The 3,418-nt window shown below is 76.2% G+C and carries 3 protein-coding genes; 1 reads left to right on the forward strand and 2 read right to left on the reverse strand.

Annotation, left to right across the window (positions count from 1 at the left end; genetic code table 11):
- Nucleotides 1-417 precede the first annotated feature (417 nt).
- Nucleotides 418-1,080, reverse strand: coding sequence for a response regulator (locus tag ACFU6K_RS34435; RefSeq protein ID WP_380669846.1), 663 nt, complete (start codon nt 1,078-1,080; stop codon nt 418-420).
- An 80-nt stretch (nt 1,081-1,160) separates the two neighbouring features.
- Entirely contained in the window at nt 1,161-2,465 is a 1,305-nt protein-coding gene (locus ACFU6K_RS34440; protein WP_380669848.1) for a sensor histidine kinase, read from the reverse strand.
- Nucleotides 2,466-2,844: 379 nt separating this feature from the next.
- On the opposite strand from ACFU6K_RS34440, the gene ACFU6K_RS34445 reads away from it, so the two are divergent.
- On the forward strand, nt 2,845-3,405 hold the full coding sequence (locus ACFU6K_RS34445) for a heme-binding protein (RefSeq protein ID WP_049651637.1): 561 nt from the start codon (nt 2,845-2,847) through the stop codon (nt 3,403-3,405).
- The last annotated feature ends 13 nt before the right edge of the window (nt 3,406-3,418 follow it).

The following is a 3,418-nucleotide window of genomic DNA, read 5'->3' on the forward strand; positions in this document are numbered from 1 at the left end:
GCTTCGGCGCTGCCGCTCCCCCCGACACCCCGGCAAACCCGCCGTTCCCCCCTGGCCACACCCCCCTCCGGCGAGAGCGGTCCGCACAGGCCCGGCGAGCCCCCACCTCCGGGGACGTCGTTGATCTCAAACTAACAAACCGCGTGGTTGGTTTGTCAATAGCGGAATCCACGAAACATCCACATCGTGACGGAGTGCCCAGCAGTGCCTGGAAAAGCCCGGGACCAGCGGTTTGTCGTTCCACCGGGGTGCCCGCCGCCCGATTCGCCCGCCGCCGGGCGCGGGTGGGCGAGGGTGGGCGCCGGTGGAGGCCGCCCTGGAATCCGACATTCCGAGCATCATGACAGCACGCAGTGACACCGGACGGGCGCCCAGCGCAGCCGGGGGCGCCGTCGGAGGAGGGCGGGGCGGGCGGGCTCAGCGCAGCAGCCGGCGTTCCTTCGCCACCGCCACCGCGCCCGACCGGGTGTCCACGCCCAACTTGTCGTAGATCCGGCCGAGGTGCGTCTTCACCGTGGCCTCGCTGATGAACAGCGCCCGGGCGATCTCCCGGTTGCCCAGCCCCTGCGCCAGCTGTCCGAGGATGTCCAGCTCGCGCTCGGTCAGCTGCGGCGAGGGCGCCCGCATCTGCGCCATCACCCGGGAGGCGACCGGCGGTGAGAGCACCGTGCGGCCCTGCGCGGCCGCGTGCACGGCGGCGAACAGCTCCTCGGGCCGTTCGGCCTTCAGCAGGTAGCCGGTGGCGCCGGCGGCGATCGCCCGGGTGATGTCGGCATCGGTGTCGTAGGTGGTGAGCACCAGGACGTGCGGCCCGTCCGGGGCGGCGGTGATCCGCCGGGTGGCCTCCACCCCGTCGATGCCGTCGCCGAGTTGGAGGTCCATCAGCACGACCTGCGGCGCCAGCCGGGCGGCCAGCGCGACGGCCTCCTCCCCGGTGCTGGCCTCGCCGACCACCTCGATGTCGCCGGCGCTCGCCAGCAGCGCCAGCAGTCCGGCCCGCACCACGGCGTGGTCGTCGCAGACCAGCAGCCGGACGGGAGCGGTCGGGGCGGAAGTGGTCCGGCCGGGAGTCGTGCTCATCGGTGCTCCAGGGTCATCGCTCGTCCGGGCTCATCGGTGGTTCGGGCTCATCGGGGGTTCGGGGGACCGGTGTTCCGGGCTCATCGGTCGTCCAGGGGGATCGCGGCGGAGACGACGGTGCCCTCGCCGGGCGCGCTCTCCACGGTCAGCCTGCCACCCAGCTGCCGCAGCCGGGCGCGCATCGCGGGCAGGCCGTACCCACGGCCGTCACCGCTCCCGCCCCCGCCCCCGGCACTCGCACCGCCCCCGGCACCGCCCGCGCCCGGGTCGAAGCCCTGCCCGTCGTCGGCGATGTCCAGCACCGCCTGGTCACCGAGGAAGGAGAGCGTGATCGCGGCGGCCGACGCCCCGGCGTGCTCCCGGACGTTGGCCAGCGCGCCCTGGGCGATCCGCAGCAGCGCGGACTGCGCGGCGGCGGGCAGCGGCACGGGCGCGCCGTCCAGGTGGAAGCGGACCGGCAGCCCGCTCTCGGCGGACTCCCGCTCGGCCAGCGCCCGCAGCGCCCGGTCGAGGGTGCGGCCGTCGGACAGCTCCGCCGGGGCGAGGTCGTGGACGAAGCGGCGGGCCTCGGCCAGGTTCCGGGCGGCCACCGAGGCGGCGGTGCGGACGTGGGTGCGGGCGGTCGCCGGGTGGGTGTCCCAGGTGCGCTCGGCGGCCTGGAGCAGCATCTGCTGGCTGGACAGGCCCTGTGCCAGGGTGTCGTGGATCTCCATCGCCAGCCGCTCGCGTTCGGCCAGGGTGCCCTCCCGCCGTTCGGTGGCGGCGAGTTCGCGCCGGGTGCGGACCAGGTCGGCGATCAGCGCGCGCTGCCGGGCGGCCTGCCGGGCCATGAAGAGGAAGACGCCGGTGGCGAGCCCGGCCACCGCGGGTGGCAGCAGGACGAGGGTGGCGTCGGCGCCGCCGGGCAGCCGGACCTCGGCGGTCACCACCAGCAGGGTCAGCGCGCCGACCAGCGGGATGGCCGCCTTCGCGGGCAGCACCCGCAGCCCGGTGTAGATCAGCGGCACGGCGCACCAGGCGAAGCTCGGCGCGAGCAGCACCAGCACCACCCAGAGCGCCACCACCAGGGCCAGTGCCCAGCGGCGGTGCCGGTCCGGGGCGGTCGGGCGGCGGTGGGCGAGCCAGGACCCGGCCGGCTGGGCGACCGCGAGGGCCGCGCTCAGCCCGATCACCCAGGGGGCCCGCGCGTTGCCGGAGTGGTGGGTGAGGTAGCGGCTGAGCGAGGCGGCGAGCAGCAGCAGGAAGGCGGAGTCCAGCAGCAGTGCGAGCCGGCCCGCGTCCGGATCGCCGGCGTCGTGGCCGAGGGCGCCGCCGGGGCCGGGGCCGGGGCCGGCGCCGGTGCGGTCCGCGGCGGGGCGGTCGGCGGTCGGGCGGGGCTGCTGCACGGGTGGCTCCTGGCTGAACGGGTGGTGCGTGCGCGGTCGGCGCCTGCCCGTACCGGTCGTACCGGTCGTACCGGTCCGTACGGGCCCGTCCCGATCCGCACCGACCTGCACCGATCCCTCGATGGTGACCCGTCCGGCCCGGGGCCGCATCAGCCGATCGGTTGACGCCGCGGTCCCCCATCATGCCCGGACGCCCGCGCCGGACCGCCGATGTGGCGGCCCCTTCCCCGGCCGGAGGATCGAAGCACGCCGCCGGGCGATCCCCCCAACGGCCCGGCGGCCCCCGAACTCCCCCACCCCGCTCGACCCCACCCCGTTCGACCCCGCCCCACCCCACCCCGCTTGACCCCACCCCGCAGATCCGCTGAGGAGCTGGACCATGAAGAAGACCTCCGTCCGCACCCGGGTGCTGACCGGCACCGTCGCCGCCGCCGCGCTCGCCGCCGCCACCGTGGGCGCCGTCTCGGCCAGCGCCGAGTCCACCGACACCCCGGCCGTCCCGGCCGCGGCGAAGGCCGACACCCAGAACAAGAACCTGGCCCCGAGCAGCGGCCTGACCATCGACGCCGCCACCCGCGCCGCCCAGGCCGCCCTGGACGCGGCCACCAAGGCGGGCCAGCACGTGTCGGTCGCGGTCGTCGACCGCGACGGCGTCACCCGGGTGCTGCTGAAGGGCGACGGCGCCGGTCCGCAGGCCCCGGTCTCGGCCGAGCGCAAGGCCTTCACCGCGGTGTCCTGGAACGCCCCGACCTCGGAGCTGGCCAAGCGCCTGGCCCAGGCCCCGAACCTGAAGGACATCCCGGGCACCCTGTTCCTGGCCGGCGGCGCCCCGATCCAGTCGAAGGGCGCCCCGATCGCGGCCGTCGGCGTGGCGGGCGCGCCCAGCGGCGACCTGGACGAGCAGTTCGCGCAGGCGGGCGTCGCCGAGCTGGCGAAGTGACGCGGGGCCCGGC

The sequence above is a fragment of the Kitasatospora sp. NPDC057512 genome, assembly GCF_042802135.1.
GTDB lineage: Bacteria > Actinomycetota > Actinomycetes > Streptomycetales > Streptomycetaceae > Kitasatospora.

Coding starts and splice junctions, on each gene's coding strand:
- ACFU6K_RS34435 (WP_380669846.1), bottom strand. CDS start 1,080: ATGAGCACGACTCCCGGCCGGACCACTTCCGCCCCGACCGCTCCCGTC.
- ACFU6K_RS34445 (WP_049651637.1), top strand. CDS start 2,845: ATGAAGAAGACCTCCGTCCGCACCCGGGTGCTGACCGGCACCGTCGCC.